Below are 17455 nucleotides of genomic sequence, written 5' to 3'. Positions count from 1 at the left end.
CCGGACTCTACCGATGGAGGAGCTGTCATGAGCAAGGTCATTTCGGGGATCTCGATGTCGCTGGACGGGTTCGTCACCGGGCCGAACGTCACCCGCGAGCAGCAGTTGGGAGACGGCGGCGAGGTCCTGCACAGGTGGCTGCACGAACCGGACCCGCGCGACACCGAGCTGCTGGACGGGATGCGCGAGGGCGCCGGCGCGCTGCTGATGGGGCGGCTCTCCTACGACCTGGCCGAGGGCGACGGAGGGTGGGGGGACGGCGGTCCGGCCGGCCCGGTGCCGTGTTTCGTGCTCACCCACAACCCGCCGGCCCCGGGGACGGTCCGGGCGCCGTCGGTCTTCACCTTCGTCACCGACGGCGTCCACAGCGCGGTGGAGCGGGCGAAGGCGGTGGCCGGGGGCAAGGTGGTCGCCGTGCACGGCGCCAGCGTCGCTCAGCAGTGCCTGGCCGCGGGCCTCATGGACGAGATCCAGATCCATCTGGCCCCGGTGCTGCTCGGCGGCGGCACCCGGCTGTTCGAGCATCTGGGCGGCCGGTTCCGGCTGGAGCGCGTCGCGGTGATCGACAGTCCGAACGCCACCCACCTGCGCTACAAGGTGATCCGTTAGGGCCCGGAGCCACCGCCACCTGGGGTGACGGGTTCGTACTCTACAGCCTGTAGAGTACGAACTCCGTTCGGGCGAAAGGTGAAAGCATGCTGCGTTGGTTCCGAGTCGTGGCGGTGGCCGAGGCGTGCTCGTGGGCGGGGCTGCTGGTAGGGATGTTCTTCAAGTACGTGACCGCTTCCGGCGAACTCGGCGTGAAGGTGTTCGGCCCGATCCACGGGGCGATGTTCGTGTTGTACGCGCTCGGCGTGGTGCTCTCGGCGCGGGAGGCGGGCTGGAGCCGGGGCGCGGTGGTGCTGGGCCTGGCGTGCTCGGTGCCGCCGTTCACCTCGTTGTGGTTCGAACGCCGGATGGCGGCGCGCGCGGCGGTCGGCCAGGCGACCTGATCGGGCCGGTCCTCGGCGGCGCCGGGGACCCGGTTCCCCCGCGAATAGGGCTGTCCTGAATATTTTTTCAACTTCGCCGATCTCGGCACCCCTGCGACAGGTCATGTGAAACGCGGCTCACACGACCCCGGACGATGCATATCGTGCTGAAGGCGGCTACAGTACGCTGCAACCATAGCGTCCTTGGAGCACCATCATGGCGAAGCGCATCGTTGAATCTTTTATCGACGACATCGACGGAAGTGAAGCCGAGGGAACCACCGCGTTCGCCCTCGACGGCACTAACTACGAGATCGACCTGTCCGGCGACAACAGGGAGAAGTTGGAGAAGGCTCTCGCGCCCTTCATCACCAAGGCTCGCGCGGTCCGCGCCGAGCGCACACGCGGGCGGCGGGGAGCCGGCGGCCCGTCCCGGTCCATCAGCCGTGAGAAGTCCACCGAGATCAGGCGGTGGGCCAAGGCCCAGGGCCTCCCGGTGAGCGAGCGCGGCCGCATCGCCGCCACCATCGTGCAGCAGTACGAAGCAGCCCACTGATCGGGCGCGCCCGGGCCCGGCTCCGCCCTATTCGAAACGGGGCCTCCGGCACGGTCGAGCCGCGCGAGCGAGCACATCTCCATAAGTCGCGGGAATTGCGGCCGGAGCCGAGTTCATGGCAACCGGCCCACGGCCGCCGGTGCAGAACAAAGGGAACTAGCGGTTACTGGCTCCGCTTTGAATAAAGGTTAATCTCGACCGTGCCGGCGGCTCTTCGCGTGGCGAGGGCAGGGCTCCTCGTCGACCCATGATGTCGGCGGCGCCGACCGCCGGCCACGAACCCCGACCCCCGCTCGCGCCGCGGTGCGATGAGCCCAGTTCGCCGAAGCGGTTTCGGTCAGGGGGCATTGGACCCTACGTTGGGGTGGATGACCCCGAGCACACCTGCTTCCCCCGGAATCCCCCTTCTCGCCCGTCTCTCCCCAGGCACTCAGGTATGACCATGGCACCGACTCCCCCGCATCAGCCGATCCGCATCCTCTTCGTCGGAGGACACGGCAGGTCGGGCAGCACCCTGGTCTCCCGCGCGCTGGGCGCGGCCGAGGGCGCGGCCTGCGTCGGCGAGCTGCGCTACCTCTGGACGCAGGGCGTGGCCAAGAACCAGCTCTGCGGATGCAGCAGGAAGTTTCGCCGGTGCGCGTTCTGGCAGGAGGTCGGCCAGGCCGCCTTCGGCGGCTGGCGGAACGTCGACGCCGCCGAGATGGCCGAGCTGCACCGCTCCGTCATGCGCATCAGGCACGTGCCGCGCTATGTCCTGCCCGGCGCCACGGGCGCCTTCGCCCAGCGCGTCCACCGGTACGCCGAGACCATGGCCGCCGTATACCGGGGGATCGCCGAGGTCAGCGGGAGCCCGGTGATCGTCGACTCCTCCAAGTTCCCCACCTCGGCGCTGCTGCTGCGCCGGGTTTCCGGCATCGACCTGCGCATCGTCCAGCTCGTACGCGGCCCGCACGGCGTCGTCCACTCCTGGTCCCGCGTGGTCCGGCGCGCCGACAAGAACGGGCGGCTGATGGCCACCCACTCACCGGCGCAGACCGCCGCCGAATGGCTGGCCTTCAACGCCGCCATCGAGTCGTTCCGCCTGACCAGCACCCCGTGGACGCTCCTGCGCTACGAGGACTTCGTGGCCCAGCCGCACCGCGAGCTGTCCAGGGTCCTGGAGTTCGCCGGGCTGCCGTCGGCCGGCACGCCGTTCCTCGGTGACGGCACGATCGACCTGCCCGCCGATCACAGTGTCGCGGGCAACCCGATGCGCATCCGTACGGGCGTGGTGCCGCTCAAGGCGGACGAGGAGTGGAGGTCGGCGATGCGCCCGGCCCGCCGCCGCCTGATCACGGCCTTCACCGCCCCGGGGATGCTGCGCTACGGCTACCCGCTGCGCTGACCCGGCGTGACCGGGGGCGCTCCGGCGGGGCCACCCGCTTTCCGGCGGAGCGTCCCCCGGAGATCAGCGGGGGCGCGTGCTGGTCAGCATCGTGTCGGGCAAGGACAACCCGGCGGCGTACGGCGACAGCGAGGGCGGCCAGGCCGACCGCGATGCCCGCACGAAGGAGTTCATGCGGATCGTGCGCAGGTTGTGGACCGAGGAGGACGTCACCTACAAGGGCGAGCACTTCAGCGTCACCGGCTCCACCGTGACGCCGCGGATCGTCGTCAGGGGCGAACGCACGCGCCCCCGGCTCTACTTCGGCGGCGCCTCCGAGGCCGCCGAGCGGGTGGCGGCCACCGAGGCCGACGTCCAGCTCTCCGACACCCCCTACCTGCCGGAAATCAAGCGCCAGGGCGACCGGTTGCTGCCGCTGCTACGCGAGCGAGCGCCCGGCCCGGCGTCACGTTGACGCGAGGGCGGCGATCGTGAAGCGGCGGTTGGCCAGGCTGGGGTTCTTGGCCCGCACCTGGTCGATCCGCTCGGCCGACAGGGTGCCCGACGCGAGGCCCTCCGACTCGCCGGCCGACGCGACGATCGTGCCCATCGGGTCGATGATCATGCTCTGGCCGGTGCAGTTGGGGCCGGACTGGCCTGACATGATCAGGTAGGACGTGTTCTCGATCGCGCGGGCGCGGGCCAGCGTGGTCCAGTGGTCCTCCTTGGCGGGGCCGACCACCCAGGCGGCGGGCACGATGACCGCGTTCGCGCCGGCGTCCACGAGCAGCCGGGCGATCTCGGGGAAGCGCAGGTCGTAGCAGGTCATCACCCCGAACGTGAGCCCGCCCATGCGGAAGGTCAGCGGCGTGAACTCCGCGGGCTGGATGCGGTCGGACTCCTTGTAGCCGAAGGCGTCGTAGAGGTGCACCTTGCGGTAGACGCCGATGCGAGCACCGTCGGCGTCGAAGGCGACCACGGTGTTGGAGGCGCGGTGGTTGTCCGGCAGCTTCTCCGTCATGCCGGCGACGACCGCGATGCCGTGGCGCTTGGCCGCCTCGCCGACCGCGGACACGAACGGGCCGTCCAGCGTCTCCACGGCGGGGCCGATGTCGGCGGTGACGTCGGGGTTGCTGTACATCGCGTTCTCGGGAAGCACGACCAGGTCGAGCCCGTCGCCGGCGGCGCGCTCGATCAGTCCGCGCACCTTGGCGAGGTTCGACTCCTTGTCGGTGGTGGCGCCGAACTGCGCCACCGCGATCCTGATGCTCATCTGATCTCCTTAAGAAGAAACGGCGGTCATGCGAAGTACTTGGCCGCGCCTGAGTAGTCGGAAATGCGGCCGCCCGCCGCGATCGCCTCGCGGGCGGGGATCTCGGCGTCCTCCTTCTTCTTCAACACCGCCGCGATCTCCAGCGCCTCGGCCGGGTCCAGGATCGCCACCCCGTCGGAGTCGGCGAACACCACGTCACCCGGCGCGACCACGACGCCGCCGATCGACACCGGCACGTTGATGGAGCCCTCGATGCCGGAGATCCGCGTGGTGTGGGCGGCGATGCCCCGCGAGTACGCGGGGAACCCGTATCCGGCCATCTCCTCGATGTCGTTGATCCGCCCGTCGATGACGGCGCCCACGGCTCCCCTGGTCTTGGCCGTGAACGACACCAGCCCGCCGAAACATGACCGCTGCTCGTCGCCGCTCTGCTCGACGACGAGGACGTCACCAGGCCGCAGGTCGTCGACCGCGACGTGCACGGCGGTCGAGTCGAGATGCGGCAGGCGCACCGTGACCGCGGTGCCGACGAACTTCAGCGGCCGCGCGTTGGGCGTCAGCCCCCGGGGAAAACCGTGATCACGCAGGTGGCCGAGGGTCGAGGTGCAGACCTGGCTCAGGGCCTCGGCGATGCGGGGATCGATCGAGGGGGCGGACGGGTGACGGACGAACATGAAACAACTCCCGATAACTGATATCTGCTGAGGTCCTAGCGGAGGACCTTCTTCAGGCCGGCCGCCCGTTCGATGATCACCATGAACAGCACGCTGATGGCGATCAGCACGACCGACAGCGCCGCGATCTGCGGATCGGTCCGGCTCTCCACGTAGTGGAAGATCTCGACGGGCAGGGTGGTGGCCTGCGGCCCGACGACGAAGAGGGAGATCACCGCCTCGTCGAAGGAGATGAGGAAGGCGATCACGCCGCCGGCCAGCACGCCGGGGGCGATGAGCGGCAGGGTCACGCGGGTGAACGTGCGCCAGGGGGACGCTCCGAGGGTGCGGGCTGCCTCCTCGCAGGACCGGTTCATGGTCATCAGGCTCATCGAGGTGGTCCTGACGACGTAGGGCACCGTGATGGCCAGGTGGGCGACGATGAGCCCGCCGTACGTGCCGGTGATCTTGAGGGGGGCGAGGACCAGCAGGAGCGCGAGCCCGAGGACGATCGCCGGCACCATCAGCGGTGACAGGAAAAATCCGGACATGGCCTCGCGGAACCGGAAATCGTGCCTGGTCAGGGCCACCGCGACGGGCACCCCGATCAGCAACGCCAGCAACGCCACCCCCGCGCCCACCACGGCGCTCACCTGGAACCCCTGGATGAACTCCGCGTTCTGGGCCAGGCGCTCGTACCACTGGAAGGTGAAGCCCTGCGGCGGGAAGGACATCGTCGACTGCGTGTCGAACGAGATGACCACCACCATGAGAATGGGCGCCAGGAGGAACAGGTACAGCAGGGTCACGACCACCCTGGTCGGCCAGCCCTTGAGCTTGGATGTCACGCCGCCCCCCTACTGGGCCTCGATGCGCCGCAGCGCCCGCTGGTAGATGACGATGACGACGGCGAAGAGCGCGAGCAGGATGAACGCGATCGCCGCGGCGAACGGCCAGTTGAGCGTCGCCGTCGCCTGGTCGTAGATCTCGGTCGCCAGGTAGAAGACCTTCCCGCCGCCCACCAGCCGCGGAGTGACGAACGAGCTGATCGTCAGCACGAACACCAGCAGCGCACCGGTCAGCACGCCCGGCATGCTGAGCGGCCACACGATCCGCCAGAAGGTGCGCCAGCGGTTGGCTCCGAGGCTCCGCGCCGCGTGCTCGAGCTCGGGGTTGAACCGGCCGAAGCCCGCGAGCAGGCAGAGGATCATGTACGGCATCATGATCTCGACGAGCGCGATGTACACGCCGAGCCGGTTGTTGATCAGCGCGAGCGGCTGGTCAACCAGGCCCGCGCCCATGAGCGCCTGGTTCACCACACCCTGGTTGCCGAGCAGGACGAGCCAGCCGTACGTACGGACGACCGAGCTCGTCAGCAGCGGCGCCACGGCCAGCGCGACCAGGATGCCCTTGAACCTGGACTCGGTCCTGACCAGGAACAGCGCGATCGGGTACGACACCACGATCGTCAGCACCGTGACGCCGAGGCCCAGCAGCGTGGTCTCCCACGCCATGTCCCAGTAGTAGGAGTCCCCGACGAACTGCGCGTACGAGTCGAGGGTGAACGTCTCCTCGATCAGGCCGGTGGAGTCCCCGCGGTTGAAGCTCATCCGCAGGAGCCAGGCCAGCGGCAGGACGAAGGAGACGGCCAGGCCGAGCAGCCCGGGCACCGTCAGGCCCAGCACGGTCAGCCGGGCGGAGCGGGTCTTCGCACTCATGTCAGTACCAGGGCGTCCTCGGCCTGCCAGGACAGCCGCACGCTCGCGCCGCGTTCGAGACGCTCCGCCGCGCCGGCCACCGACTGGACGGACACGGTGGCGTCCCCGACCCGCACGCCGTACTCGATGGAGTCGCCCACGTAGACGACCGTCTCGACCGTGCCGTGGGCGTCGCCGGCCGCCGCCTTGCTCAGCTGCATGCGGTGCGGGCGGACCAGCACCGTCGCGGGCCCCTTCGCGCCGTGGTCGTCGACGGCCCGCAGTTGCCCCAGCCCGGCCACGTCGAGCTCCGCGACGCCGTTCGCGGTGTGCGTGATCTCGGCGTCGAAGAGGTTGGCGCGGCCGATGAAGTTGGCGACGAACCGGTTGGCGGGATGCTCGTAGATCTGCTCGGGCGTACCGACCTGCTCGATGACGCCCTCCGACATGACGACGATGCGGTCGGACACGGCCAGCGCCTCGTCCTGGTCGTGGGTGACGAAGACGGTGGTGATGCCCAGCTTGCGCTGGATCGACCGGATTTCCTCGCGCATGGTGTCGCGCAGTTTGGCGTCCAGGTTGGACAGCGGCTCGTCGAGCAGCAGCACCGAAGGCTCGATCACCAGGGCGCGGGCGAGCGCGACCCGCTGCTGCTGGCCGCCGGAGAGCTGCTTGATGCGGCGGCCGCTCAGGTGACCCAGCCGGACCAGGTCGAGCGCCTCCTCGACCCGCCGCCTGGCCTCCGCCTTGGAGGTGCGGCGCATCTCCAGGCCGAAGGCGACGTTGCGCGCGACGTTCAGGTGGGGGAAGAGCGCGTAGTTCTGGAAGACCAGGCCCATGCCGCGCTGGTGGACGGGGGTCCTGGTCAGCTCCTTGCCGTCCAGGTGGATGCGGCCCGAGGTCGCCTCGATGAGACCGGCGATCATCCGCAGGGTCGTCGTCTTACCGCACCCGGAAGGGCCCAGCAGGGAGACGAACTCGCCCTGGTCGATGCCGAGCGTGAAGTCCGCGACGCTGGGGCGCTCCGTCCCCGGATATTCCTTGACGATGTCGTCGAGCTGGAGGAAGGACATCGCGCCGCCTCAGTTCGCCAGGATCTCGCGGCGCCACAACTGCGTCCACTTCTCGCGGTTGGCGGCCACCTGTGTCCAGTCGACCTGAAGGATCTCGGCGGTCTTCGCCGGGTCGAGCGCGGTGCGCTTCAGCGCCTTCGCGCTCGGCTTCGCCTTGGTGTTGGTGGGCGCGTAGAACATGGCCTCGGTGAAGGCCTCCTGCGACTCGGGGCTCAGCGTGTAGTTGATGAACGTCTGCGCGGCGGCCGGGGACGGCGAGTCCTTCACCAGGTTGATGGTGTTGATCTGGAAGATGGTCTGCTCGTCCACGATGGCCACCTTCAGCTTGCCCTTGCTCTCGTCGGCGTAGTACTGGCCGCGGGCGTTCCAGCCGACGGCCAGCGCCGCGGTCCCCGACTGCACGAGCGTGTACGAGTCGGGCTGCGGCGACCAGGTCTGCACGTTCGGCGCCAGCTGCTTGAGTCGGGCGATGCCCTGGTCGACGGACTTGGTGTAGTCGCCGCCCGCCTTGGCGTTCTCGATGAGCATGAGGCCGGCGCCCTGGATGTCGGGTTGGGCCGGCACCACGACCTTGCCCTTGTACTTGGGGTCCCACAGGGCGTCCCACGTGGTGGGGGCGGGGGTGACGGAGTCGTTGTAGAGCAGGACGAGGCTGTCGAACGTCAGCGCGGGGCCGAAGTTGCCCTCGACCTTGCCCCGGGGGTCGATGTCCTTCATGTTCGGCACCTTGGCCGGGTCGAGCGGCTGGAACACCTCGGACTTGTTGCCGGTGCCGGAGGTGGAGATGTCCATGATGGAGACGTCGGTGTCCGGACTGTTCTTCGCGGCGCGCAGTGACGCCAGGTTCTCGGCGGAGTTGGCCGAGCCTACGAAGTTGACCTTGATCTTCGGGTATTTCTTCTGGAACGGCTCGATGACGGACTTCTTGAAGACGTCCTCGAAGATTCCCGAGTATCCCTTGACGGTGATGGTTCCTGCGTCGGGCGCGTCGTTGGTGGGGGTGCTGGAGCTACCGGAACAGCCCGCCACCGTGGCCAGCGCGATGGCGAGCAGCCCGCCGGCCAGCGGCTTCAACTTCATGGTGGTTCTCCTTGTGACGACCGGGCCGCCGGTGGAGGGACCACGGGGTCGAGCTGCTGCAGCGCCATCTGCCGTGCGTACGACTTGTCGATGTGCTGCCGCACCAGCGTCTCTGACTTGTCCGGATCCTTCTCCTTGAGCGCGGCCTGGATCGCCCGGTGGTCCTCGTTGGTGTTCTCCATGCCGAGCGTGCTGTGGGCCAGATACCAGATCCGCAGAGATCCGCAGTTGAGCCGGTTCACCGCTTCGGCCAGGAACGGGTTGTCGGTCGACTTCGCGATCTCGAGGTGGAACTGGTGGTCGTACTCGATGGCCCCGTACGGCTGGCCGGCCGCGATCTCGTCGTCGATGCGATCGCAGATCCGTTCCAGCTCGTCGAGTTGCGCGGGGGTGGCGCGCCTGGCCGCCAGCCGCGCCACCGGCTCCTCCAGGAGGTGGCGCGACTCGTACAGCCTGGACAGATCCCTGACCCGGATCCCGCGCACGTAAGGGGTGCGGTGCGGCGGGTAGTTAATGAACTGCTCGTCGGCCAGCTTTTTGAGCGCCTCCCTGATGGGGGTGCGCCCGAACCCGTAGCGGGTCGAGAGCATCGCGTCGTCCAGGGGCAGGTCCTCGACGAGGTCGCCCGTGACGATCGCCCTTCGCAGGACGTGGTACGCCTGCTCAGTCTTTGTCCGTCCGGTCAAGGTCATCCGTATACCTTCGATATATTTGAGGTACAAGGAAAGTACGAGACGGTGCACGCACAGGTCAAGACCCTGAGCTCATTTACCGTGATCGGTCACCGACTGACCGTCAGCGCAGGATCCCTTCGTGCAGGGCGCGCAGCACGGCGTTGGTGCGATCGCGGGCGTCGAGCTTGAGCAGGATCGTCGACACGTGGTTCTTCACCGTGCCTTCGGCCAGGAACAACGCCCGGGCGATCTCGCGGTTGGCGTAACCCTCGGCCACGAGCCGCAGCACTTCGAGCTCGCGCCCGGTGAGCTCCTGCGCCGGCGCCGCGCCGCCGCCCGCCGGTGGGGGGCCGGAGCGGATCGCGCGCAGCAGCCGGTCGGTGATCGACGGCGCGACGAGCGTGCCGCCGTCGGCCAGGGTGCGCACCGCCCTGGTCAGCTGCTCCAAGGTCACGTCCTTGAGCAGGTAGCCGCGCGCGCCAGCCCGGAGCGCCTGCAACACGAGCGTGTCGTCGTTGAAGGTCGTCAGCACGAGGACCGGCGTCTCGATGCCGCGCTCGCGGAGGCGTTCGAGCGTCCAGATCCCGTCGTACCGCGGCATCCTCAGATCCAGCAGCACGACGTCCGGCCGGGCCGCGGCGATCACCTCGATCGCCGCCCGCCCGCCGTCGGCCTCGCCGGCCACCTCGACACCGGCGACCTCCAGCAGGCTGCGGATCCCCTGACGGACGAGCGTCTGGTCGTCGACCACCACGACCCGGGTCACGACGCCGGCACCTGAGCCGTGACCCGGAACCCGCCCGGGCCGTCGACGCTGACCTCGCCGCCGAGCGCCTCGAACCGCTCGACCAGCCCGCGCAGCCCGTTGCCGAGCACCGGATCGGCCGCGCCACGGCCGTCGTCGACGGCGGTCAGCCGCACCGCGTCGCCGTCGGGCACGACCTCGATCCACAGCTCGCGGGCCCCGGCATGCCTGATCGTGTTGGTGACGATCTCCTGCACCGCCCGTACTGTCCGTGACGGTCCTCGTCGGCGGCGCCGTCTCGGCCGCGTTCTTCCGCTGGGACTGACCGGCATCGCGCAGAGGATGCATGCCCGGGAGCTGGCCTTATGTCCGATGTGGGGCTTAGGATCGGTCACCGATGGTTGCACCAAGAGCGCGGCTCTCACGGTTGCTCGACGACCTCGGACGCATGTTGCTCGACCTCATCGCGTCTCCCGGGGATCTGGACGGCGAACTGACGGGCGTCGCGATCCACGGCCCGGGCGACGAACTCACCGTCGAACCGGGCGAGCTGGTGCTCGGCGTGGGTCTGCACGACAACGACACGATCGCCGAGCTCCTGCGCCGCCTCGGCGAGCGGCGCGCCGTGGGGCTCGTCGTCAAGCACCCGGTGACCGCCGACGCGTCCGTAGTCGCGGCGGTGCGGGACAGCGGCGTGGCACTGCTCGGGCTCAACCGCGCCGCCTCGTGGTCGCACGTGGCCGCCATGCTCAGAGCGCTGCCGCTGGCCACGACCGACATCACCGGCGGGGCGGACCTGCTCGCCGGCGCGCCGGCCGGCGACCTGTTCGCCCTCGCGAACGCGGTGGGGGCGCTGCTCGACGCGCCGGTGACGATCGAGGACCGCGCGTCACGCGTGCTGGCCTTCTCCGGGCACCAGCACTGCGCCGACCAGGGCCGGGTCGAGACCATCCTCGGCCGGCAGGTCCCCGACCGCTACACGCAACTGCTCGAACAGCGCGGGGCGTTCCGCGAGCTCTCCAAGGGGACCCCGGTCTACATCGAGCCCCTCGCCGAGGACATGCTGCCGCGGGTCGCCATCGTCGTCAGGGCCGGTGACGAGGTACTCGGCTCGATGTGGGCCGTGGTCGGGGAACCGCTGTCCGAGGTCCGTGCGGCGGCCTTCGCCGACTCGGCCAAGATCGTGGCGCTGCACATGCTGCGGGCCAGGGCCGGCGCCGACGTCGGGCGCCGGCTCAGCGCCGACCTGGTGGCCATGGTGCTGGAGGGCGGGCCTGGAGCTCCCGAGGCGGCCAACCGCCTCGGGCTCACCGACGGCCGGCTCTGCGTGATGGCCGCGCAGGTCGTCACGGGCGACGCCGCGGACACCGAGGCGGCCATGCAACGGCTGCGCGACGCCCTCGCCCTGCACTTCGCGGCGGTGCACCCGCGCTCGGCCGCGGCGCTGCTCGGCGGGACCACCTACGTCGTGCTGCCCGTCAGCACCAGCGGCGACCGCGACGGCACGTCGTCCGTGGTCCGGCTGGCGGTGGACTTCCTCGCCCGGGTGGGGGCGCGTACGGACGCCGTCATCGGGGTCGGGCGGGCCACCATGTCACTCGCCGAGGTGACCCACTCCCGCCGCGAGGCCGACCGGGCGCTGCGGGTGTTGCAGACCGACCGCCGCGGCAGGCGGATCGCCCGGTACAGCGACGTCCAGGTGGAGTCCCTGCTGCTGCGCCTGGCCGATCTCGTCGCCGAGGACGGTGAGCTCCACCTCGGCTCGCTCGGAGCGCTGGTGGACTACGACGCCGAGCACGAGAGCGGCTTCGTCGACACCCTGTCGGCCTACCTCGACGCCTTCGGCAACGTCGGGGAGGCGGCCGCCGCGATGCACCTGCACCCCAACTCGTTCCGGTACAGGCTGCGCCGGGTCTGCGAGATCACCGGCCTCGACCTCACCGACGCCGACGCGCGGCTCGCCGCGACGCTGCAACTGCGCCTGTACCGCGTCGCCAGGGACCGGGGCGTGGTCAAGGAGACGGGATCCCCCCGGTCCCGATGGTGACCCCCGGCCCGGCGACCCCGGGTGCCCGGCGCCGCGGCGCGCCGTCACGACTCGCCCAGCAGGCCCCACTGCTCGGTGTTGTAGGTGGGGAATCCCAGGCTGTTGTCGCGGACGTTGCCGAGCTTCGCGCTGTAGGCGAGGAACGACCTGTTCTGGTAGAGCGGCAGGATCGCGTAGTCCGACGAGACGATCCTGTCGGCTTCCTGCAGCTTCTTCGTCGCCGCCGCCGCGCTGGTGGCCGAGAGCGCCTCGTTCAGCAGCCGGTCGACCTTGGGGTTGCCGTAGTTGTTGAGGTTGAACCGGCAGAACGTCGAGCCCTCGGGACAGCTCAGGTAGTACGGGATGTTGCTGGTCGTCGCGAACGGCGACTGCGACACGGTGGCGACCGTCATCGCCCAGTTCCCTTCCTGCACGGCCTCGATCGTGTTGGCGACGGTGGCGACCTGCACGTCCAGCCCCAGCGGCGCGAGAGCCGCCTTGACCAGCTGGGCCTCGCTGGCGCGCAGCTGGTCGCCCGCCTGGACCACGATGCGCAGCGGGGGCACGGCCTTGCCGTCCGGATCGGCGAGCTTCGACCCGACGCCGGTGTACCCCGCGTCGGTCAGGGTCTTCTTCGCCTTCCCGACGTCGCCGATGCCGTAGTCGAGCTCGCTGACCACGTCGGAGTAGCCGGGCGCGCCGCCGATGAACATGTGGCTCAGCAGGGGTTCCGCGGTGTCGTCGAACTGCCCGATCGTCTTGTCGATCACGTCCTGGACCCGGACCGCCTGGAAGATCGCCTTGCGCAGGGCGACGTCCTGCAGGGCGCGGGCGTTGAGGTTCAGCCACAGCTTGTGGACCGACGCGCCCGGCGTCACCTGGTAGCGGACCGCGGGCAGTTCCTCGACCTGCTGCACGATGTCGACCTGCGGGTTCGGGTAGATGACGTCGACCTCCCCGTTCGCCAGCGAGGTCGGCTGCTGCGCGACGTCCGTGATGAGCCGGAAGACCAGCTTCTCCAGGTTCGGCGGCGTGCCGAACCACTTCTCGTTGCGGACCAGCACCACGGAACCGTCGGACGTGTACTCCTGGATCCTGAACGGGCCCGCCGAGAACTTCGGGACGGACTTGGCGAAGCCCTCGTTGAAGCTCTTCTCCAGGCCCGCGGCGGTGTCGGTCGGCCCGTACGTCTCGGCGACGTGGGCCGGCAGGAACGGCGAGAACAGCGCCTGCCAGTCGACGTACGGCTTGTCGAACACGACGGTGACGGTCCGCCCGCCGTCCGATCCCTTCACCGACTTGATCCGGTCGTACCCGGCCGTGTTGGACGCCTGGCACTTGGGGCACTCGCGCGGGTCGAGGGCACGCCAGGTGTAGATGAAGTCGTCCGCCGAGATCGGCCGGCCGTCGGACCAGACCGCCTTGGGGTCGATCGTGTACTTGATCGTCTGCGGTGAGTCGCCGACCTTCTCCGCGCTCGTCACGAGCGTCTCGTTGCGGACCGGCGTACCGTCCGGCTTGATCATGAACGCGCCGGGCAGCAGCACGCTCGAGATGTCGAGCACCGAGTAGGTCGCGCCGGCGGAGTTCAGCACGTTCCAGTTCGAGATCGGATAGGTGATGGTGTAGGTCGCCGTCCCGCCCTTGGCGACCTTCGCGGTGTTCGCCGTGTTCACGTCGCCGGTGACGCGACCGTCGCCGGACGCCGTGCCGCCTCCGCCCGCGCAGGCAGCGAGCAGCAGTGCCACGGCGCTCGTCGTCAGGGCCAGGGAGTGCTTCCTGCGGAAAGCCATGGTCTGCTCCAGATGCAGAGAAGGGTCAGGGACGCTCGCCGCGCAGCTGCGCGACGGCGTTGGCCGCCGCCCAGCCGATCAGCGCGTCGAGGTGGGGAGCGTTGGGTGATGGGTCGTCGGTACGGGTGAAGACGCCGACGGCGTACCTGCCGCCGTCGGCGAACTCGACCACACCGACCTCGTTGCGGACCAGCGGGAGGGTGCCCGTCTTGCCGCTGATCACGATGTCGTCTCCGGGGAACCCGCTGGTCAGCCGGTGCGGCCAGATCTGGTCGCCCATCCAGCCGCGGACCAGCGCGCAGGCCTCGGGCGCGGCCGCCTCGTCGCGCCAGATCCCGGCCAGCAGCCGGGTGATCTCCTCGGGCGTCGTCCGGCAGGTCTCCTCGGGCACCAGCGCCCGCAGCGCCTGAAGGCTCTCCAGCGGCACCTCGGCCAGTTCCCGCTCGTCGTCGCGGTAGTTGATGCCGAGGTCCTCCTCCAGGGAGGCCAGGATCTCCGCGCAGTTCTGCGGCACGGCCGTCGCGGTGAGTCCGAGCTCGGCGAGCAGCGCCGCCACCCGGCCCTTGCCGACCCGGTCGATGACGAGGTCGGTGGCCACGTTGTCGCTGATCACGATCATCAGCTGGGCGAGGTCCCGGTACGAGACGACGGTGTGGTCGCGCTGCACCGACAGCCCGTACGGCGACGGCACACCGCCCGGCGGCACAGTGACCCGCTCGGAGAGGTCGATCTCGCCGGCCACGGACTGGCGGGCCAGTTCGAGGGCGACCGGCACCTTGAGCACCGAGGCGGTGACCACCGGGGTGGTCTCCCCGACGCCCACCGACTTCCCGCTCGCCAGGTCCCGCGCGTGCAGCCAGATGTCGGTGCCGAGCTCGCGCGCGTGGTCGCGGATCTGGCCGGGGGTCGCCGCGCTGGCGGCGCTCCGCGGCCTCCGGCGGGTCTCGGCCCCGCGCAGGTGGTCGACGGCCAGCCTGCCCACCGTGCCGACGCAGGCGTCCGCGGCGGGGATGCGGTATTCGTAGTCGTCGGTCCGTACGAAGACCGCGACGGCGTACCGGCGGCCGCCGAGCTCGACGACGCCGACCTCGTTGCGCCAGAAGCGCAGGGTGCCCGTCTTGGCGCTCACCTGCGCGTCCGGCTCGGTGAACCCGGAGCGCAGGCGGTGCGGCCAGGCCTGCAGGCCGAGGATGCGGCGCATCTCGGCGCACTGCTCGGGAGGCGCCGCCTCGTCGTTCCAGATGGCGGCCAGCAGCCGGGTGATCTCGCGGGGGGTGCCTGCCTGCAGGGACCGCTCCGGGTCCACCGCGCGGGCGGCGCGCCACACCTCGGGGCCGGCCTGCTCGTCCGGCACGTCCTCGTAGATGCTCTGGTAGATGTCGTCGCAGGTGCCGTCGACCCGGGTCGTGGTCAGGCCGAGCTCGCGCAGGGTGGCGTTGATCGCCTCGGTGCCGAGAAGGTCGACGAGGATGTCCGTGGCGGCGTTGTCGCTGACGCTCATCATCCAGTAGGCGAGGTCGCGCAGCGAGAGCTCGATCGGGTCGGCCATCACGGACAGCCCGGTCGGTCCCGCCGAGCGCCCTTCGACGGGGACGTCCATCCGGTCCGCGGGGTCGAGCCGCCCGTCGCCGAACCGCCGGAACAACTCCACCAGCACCGGGATCTTGAAGACGCTCGCCAGCACCACGAGCCCGTCCTCGCCGTACCCGATCTCCTCGCCGCTGTCGAGATCGACGGCGTGCGCCCAGGCCCGCGCGCCGACCTCGCCGAGGGCCTGCTCCACCTGCTCTTTCACGCGTTTCTCCTGTCGTCTCAGCGCCGGCGGCGCAGTGCCCGGCCGGGCAGGCGCCCGGTGGGAACGCCGTCGGCGAGCGCGGTCTCTCCGTTGACCACCACGTGCCGGACACCGGTCGCGTACTGGTGGGGCTCCTCGTACGTCGCGACGTCCCCGACCGTGTCCGGGTCGAACACGACGATGTCGGCGAAGTTTCCCGGGGCGAGCACGCCGCGGTCGCGCAGGCCGAGGTTGCCCGCCGGCAGGCTCGACATCCGGCGCACGGCCTCGCCGAGGGTGAGCAGCGACTGCTCGCGGACGTACGTGCCGAGGATCCGGGCGAAGCTGCCGTAGGCGCGCGGGTGGGTGGGCACGCCGGAGTCGGGGGGTTCGGCGGCGAACGTGGGGGCGTCGGAGCAGACCGAGACCCACGGCTTGCGCAGGGCGGTGCGCAGCGCCTCCTCGTCCATCATGAAGTACATGGCGTGCAGCGCCGGCTCCTGCTCGACCAGCTGGAGCAGCATCTCCACGGGGTCGGTGCCGTCCGCGTCCGCCGCCTGCGCGAGGCTGAGGCCACGGTACTTCGCCACCGGCCCGTTCGGGTCGGGGAGCAGCATGACGCCGCTCGCGCCGCTCGCGGCTAGGTAGAGGTTCTCCCAGCGCTCCGACGGGGTGACGACGGCCGCACGGATGCGGGCCCGTTCGCCCGGGTCGGCGAGCCTGGCCGTGAGCGCCTCGTAACCGCCGTCGTGGAACTCCGGCGGGATCGAGGCGGCGAGCTGGGTCTGCCCGGCGAGATAGGGGTAGACGTCGGCGGTCACCGGCCGGCCCGCGGCCCTGGCGGCCTCGATGCGCTCGATGGCCCGCGCCATCTTCGGCCAGTTCCGCCGTCCCGCGGCCTTGAGGTGGTAGATCTCCGCGTGCAGCTCGGCCCGGCGGCCGATCTCGATCAGCTCGTCGACGGCGTCGAGGAAGTGGTCGCCCTCGCTGCGCATGTGCGAGATGTACATGCCGCCGTGCCGCGCGACGACCTCGCACAGCGCCACCAGCTCGTCGGTCGAGGCGAAGCACCCCGGCGGGTAGATGAGCGCCGATCCCAGCCCCAGGGCGCCGTCGGCCATCTCCTCGTCGAGGATGCCGCGGACGCGGGAGAGCTCGGCCGCGGTCATCGGCCGGTCGTCCGCACCCGCCCCGATCATGCGCATGTTGTGCGCGCCGACGAAGCTCGCGACGTTCTGGGCGACTCCCTTGGTCTCGAGGTGGGAGAGGAACTCCGACAGGCGCTCCCAGGTCAGCTGCGGGTCGTCGGGCGCCATGCCCGGCTCCAGCTCGGCCCTGATCTCGGCGGTGAGAGGGCCGATCGAGATCCCTTCGCCGAAGACCTGGGTGGTGACGCCCTGGTAGAGGTCGGACAGGCCGCGGCCGTCCCGCTCCAGCGTGAAGTACGCGTGGCTCAGCACGTTCACGAAGCCCGGCGCGACCACCAGGCCGGTGGCGTCGAGCACCGGCGCGTCGGAGTCGCCCACGCCCGGGCCGACGGCGAGGATCCTGTCGCCCTCGACGAGGACGTCGGCCACGCGGCCGGGCCCGCCGCTGCCGTCATGGACTGTGCCACCGCGAATCACCAGGGTCGTCGACATGCGAGCATCCTGCGACGCCGGGACCGCGCAGGAGTTCATCCGATCGGACGAACTCGGCGGCCACTTTACGTCCCTCTCCACGAAGAGCCTGCCGGGCCGGTGGACTGCACTGGGCTCCTAGGCGTGTGCGGTACGAC

The 17455-nt window shown here is 70.2% G+C and carries 18 protein-coding genes; 6 read left to right on the top strand and 12 right to left on the bottom strand.

The annotated features are described in order from the left end of the window. Positions 1 to 27: 27 nt before the first annotated feature. From E1292_RS03580 to E1292_RS03560, 5 genes are all read left to right on the top strand, one after another. Positions 28 to 609, top strand: coding sequence for a dihydrofolate reductase family protein (locus E1292_RS03580; RefSeq protein WP_132591924.1), 582 nt, complete (start codon positions 28 to 30; stop codon positions 607 to 609). Positions 610 to 695: 86 nt separating this feature from the next. Then, on the top strand, positions 696 to 992 hold the full coding sequence (locus E1292_RS03575) for a DUF3817 domain-containing protein (RefSeq protein WP_132591922.1): 297 nt from the start codon (positions 696 to 698) through the stop codon (positions 990 to 992). A gap of 196 nt (positions 993 to 1188) precedes the next feature. Continuing rightward, positions 1189 to 1527: a histone-like nucleoid-structuring protein Lsr2 gene (locus E1292_RS03570; protein WP_132591920.1), complete on the top strand. Its 339-nt coding sequence runs from the start codon at positions 1189 to 1191 to the stop codon at positions 1525 to 1527. Positions 1528 to 1969: 442 nt separating this feature from the next. Next, positions 1970 to 2911 (top strand): sulfotransferase, encoded by a 942-nt coding sequence (locus tag E1292_RS03565; RefSeq protein WP_165974353.1) that lies wholly within the window; start codon positions 1970 to 1972, stop codon positions 2909 to 2911. 76 nt (positions 2912 to 2987) lie between these two features. Continuing rightward, positions 2988 to 3365, top strand: coding sequence for an LLM class flavin-dependent oxidoreductase (locus E1292_RS03560; RefSeq protein ID WP_220446646.1), 378 nt, complete (start codon positions 2988 to 2990; stop codon positions 3363 to 3365). On the opposite strand, the gene E1292_RS03555 is transcribed toward E1292_RS03560, so the two are convergent. The 9 genes from E1292_RS03555 to E1292_RS53420 all read right to left on the bottom strand — a co-directional run bounded on the left by E1292_RS03555 (position 3357) and on the right by E1292_RS53420 (position 10342). After that, positions 3357 to 4163 carry a carbon-nitrogen hydrolase family protein gene (locus E1292_RS03555; protein ID WP_181958181.1) on the bottom strand — a complete coding sequence of 269 codons (807 nt, stop codon included), beginning with the start codon at positions 4161 to 4163 and terminating at the stop codon, positions 3357 to 3359. The genes E1292_RS03560 and E1292_RS03555 overlap by 9 nt on opposite strands. Positions 4164 to 4189: 26 nt before the next feature. After that, on the bottom strand, positions 4190 to 4837 hold the full coding sequence (locus E1292_RS03550) for an RraA family protein (protein WP_132591916.1): 648 nt from the start codon (positions 4835 to 4837) through the stop codon (positions 4190 to 4192). A 35-nt stretch (positions 4838 to 4872) separates the two neighbouring features. Beyond that, positions 4873 to 5664: an ABC transporter permease gene (locus tag E1292_RS03545; RefSeq protein ID WP_220446645.1), complete on the bottom strand. Its 792-nt coding sequence runs from the start codon at positions 5662 to 5664 to the stop codon at positions 4873 to 4875. Between the two features lie 9 nt (positions 5665 to 5673). Next, positions 5674 to 6534, bottom strand: a complete 861-nt coding sequence (locus tag E1292_RS03540; RefSeq protein ID WP_132591914.1) for an ABC transporter permease — start codon at positions 6532 to 6534, stop codon at positions 5674 to 5676. Beyond that, on the bottom strand, positions 6531 to 7586 hold the full coding sequence (locus E1292_RS03535; protein WP_132591912.1) for an ABC transporter ATP-binding protein: 1056 nt from the start codon (positions 7584 to 7586) through the stop codon (positions 6531 to 6533). Before E1292_RS03535 ends, E1292_RS03540 begins: the two co-directional genes overlap by 4 nt. A gap of 9 nt (positions 7587 to 7595) precedes the next feature. Beyond that, positions 7596 to 8666: an ABC transporter substrate-binding protein gene (locus tag E1292_RS03530; protein ID WP_132591910.1), complete on the bottom strand. Its 1071-nt coding sequence runs from the start codon at positions 8664 to 8666 to the stop codon at positions 7596 to 7598. Beyond that, a complete protein-coding gene (locus E1292_RS03525; protein ID WP_165974352.1) occupies positions 8663 to 9352 on the bottom strand; it encodes a GntR family transcriptional regulator in 690 nt (229 codons plus the stop codon). Before E1292_RS03525 ends, E1292_RS03530 begins: the two co-directional genes overlap by 4 nt. A 109-nt stretch (positions 9353 to 9461) precedes the next feature. Then, positions 9462 to 10106, bottom strand: a complete 645-nt coding sequence (locus E1292_RS03520) for a response regulator (RefSeq protein WP_132591906.1) — start codon at positions 10104 to 10106, stop codon at positions 9462 to 9464. Continuing rightward, positions 10103 to 10342, bottom strand: a complete 240-nt coding sequence (locus tag E1292_RS53420; protein WP_181958180.1) for a sensor histidine kinase — start codon at positions 10340 to 10342, stop codon at positions 10103 to 10105. Before E1292_RS53420 ends, E1292_RS03520 begins: the two co-directional genes overlap by 4 nt. A 140-nt stretch (positions 10343 to 10482) precedes the next feature. Here E1292_RS53420 and E1292_RS03510 point away from each other — a divergent pair, with 140 nt between their 5' ends. Continuing rightward, entirely contained in the window at positions 10483 to 12132 is a 1650-nt protein-coding gene (locus E1292_RS03510) for a helix-turn-helix domain-containing protein (protein ID WP_132591904.1), read from the top strand. A gap of 44 nt (positions 12133 to 12176) precedes the next feature. Here the strand turns inward: E1292_RS03510 and E1292_RS03505 are convergent, their stop codons facing one another. The 3 genes from E1292_RS03505 to E1292_RS03490 are packed head-to-tail and all read right to left on the bottom strand — an operon-like array spanning position 12177 to position 17318. Next, positions 12177 to 13904, bottom strand: a complete 1728-nt coding sequence (locus tag E1292_RS03505; protein WP_132591902.1) for an ABC transporter family substrate-binding protein — start codon at positions 13902 to 13904, stop codon at positions 12177 to 12179. Between the two features lie 25 nt (positions 13905 to 13929). Beyond that, positions 13930 to 15699, bottom strand: a complete 1770-nt coding sequence (locus E1292_RS53415) for a serine hydrolase (RefSeq protein ID WP_246089898.1) — start codon at positions 15697 to 15699, stop codon at positions 13930 to 13932. Positions 15700 to 15716: 17 nt separating this feature from the next. Continuing rightward, a complete protein-coding gene (locus tag E1292_RS03490) occupies positions 15717 to 17318 on the bottom strand; it encodes an N-acyl-D-amino-acid deacylase family protein (protein ID WP_132591900.1) in 1602 nt (533 codons plus the stop codon). Positions 17319 to 17455 lie beyond the last annotated feature (137 nt).

The sequence above is a fragment of the Nonomuraea deserti genome, from assembly GCF_004348685.1.
GTDB classification, from domain to species: domain Bacteria; phylum Actinomycetota; class Actinomycetes; order Streptosporangiales; family Streptosporangiaceae; genus Nonomuraea; species Nonomuraea deserti.
Note: the sequence above shows the minus strand (reverse complement) of the source record. Positions and strands in the feature narration are given on the sequence as shown.

What these genes read in the sequence shown, in the direction of transcription:
- E1292_RS03580 (WP_132591924.1), top strand. Translation starts at nt 28, where the DNA reads ATGAGCAAGGTCATTTCGGGGATCTCGATGTCGCTGGACGGGTTCGTC.
- E1292_RS03575 (WP_132591922.1), top strand. Translation starts at nt 696, where the DNA reads ATGCTGCGTTGGTTCCGAGTCGTGGCGGTGGCCGAGGCGTGCTCGTGG.
- E1292_RS03570 (WP_132591920.1), top strand. Translation starts at nt 1,189, where the DNA reads ATGGCGAAGCGCATCGTTGAATCTTTTATCGACGACATCGACGGAAGT.
- E1292_RS03565 (WP_165974353.1), top strand. Translation starts at nt 1,970, where the DNA reads ATGGCACCGACTCCCCCGCATCAGCCGATCCGCATCCTCTTCGTCGGA.
- E1292_RS03555 (WP_181958181.1), bottom strand. Translation starts at nt 4,163, where the DNA reads ATGAGCATCAGGATCGCGGTGGCGCAGTTCGGCGCCACCACCGACAAG.
- E1292_RS03550 (WP_132591916.1), bottom strand. Translation starts at nt 4,837, where the DNA reads ATGTTCGTCCGTCACCCGTCCGCCCCCTCGATCGATCCCCGCATCGCC.
- E1292_RS03540 (WP_132591914.1), bottom strand. Translation starts at nt 6,534, where the DNA reads ATGAGTGCGAAGACCCGCTCCGCCCGGCTGACCGTGCTGGGCCTGACG.
- E1292_RS03535 (WP_132591912.1), bottom strand. Translation starts at nt 7,586, where the DNA reads ATGTCCTTCCTCCAGCTCGACGACATCGTCAAGGAATATCCGGGGACG.
- E1292_RS03530 (WP_132591910.1), bottom strand. Translation starts at nt 8,666, where the DNA reads ATGAAGTTGAAGCCGCTGGCCGGCGGGCTGCTCGCCATCGCGCTGGCC.
- E1292_RS03510 (WP_132591904.1), top strand. Translation starts at nt 10,483, where the DNA reads ATGGTTGCACCAAGAGCGCGGCTCTCACGGTTGCTCGACGACCTCGGA.
- E1292_RS03505 (WP_132591902.1), bottom strand. Translation starts at nt 13,904, where the DNA reads ATGGCTTTCCGCAGGAAGCACTCCCTGGCCCTGACGACGAGCGCCGTG.
- E1292_RS03490 (WP_132591900.1), bottom strand. Translation starts at nt 17,318, where the DNA reads ATGTCGACGACCCTGGTGATTCGCGGTGGCACAGTCCATGACGGCAGC.